1 protein-coding gene is annotated in these 317 nt (G+C 66.2%); it reads left to right on the plus strand.

The annotated features are described in order from the left end of the window. Window positions 1-121 precede the first annotated feature (121 nt). Window positions 122-250: a hypothetical protein gene (locus EN804_RS38775; RefSeq protein WP_259344776.1), complete on the plus strand. Its 129-nt coding sequence runs from the start codon at window positions 122-124 to the stop codon at window positions 248-250. The last annotated feature ends 67 nt before the right edge of the window (window positions 251-317 follow it).

Genomic DNA, 317 nt, shown 5'->3' on the forward strand with positions numbered 1-317 from the left:
GGCCAGAGTTCGTTCAACGCATGTCATTGCACGCTGCGCGGATGAACAGGGGCCATGGAACACAGCGTGCAGATCAGTCTGCTTCGCCACACGCTCACGCCGATGCCGTTATGATGAACGGATGATCGACACGACCCACTACGTGACGGGCGCACCTGTTACGTGGGAAGCACTGCCGACCGGCGCTTCGCTTGCCACGATCGCTCCCGCTCTGCCGTTCCACCGCCTCGCGCTGGATCCTGGCGGATGACGCCCGCAGGCCCTCGGCCTGCACGCCCCACGCTGCTGTGACCTCCGGCCGCTGACGGCGCGACCGC

The organism is Mesorhizobium sp. M8A.F.Ca.ET.161.01.1.1 (assembly GCF_004792105.1).
GTDB lineage: Bacteria > Pseudomonadota > Alphaproteobacteria > Rhizobiales > Rhizobiaceae > Mesorhizobium.

Bases quoted from the DNA above. Each gene is read 5' to 3' on its own strand.
- EN804_RS38775 (WP_259344776.1), top strand. From the start codon at position 122: ATGATCGACACGACCCACTACGTGACGGGCGCACCTGTTACGTGGGAA.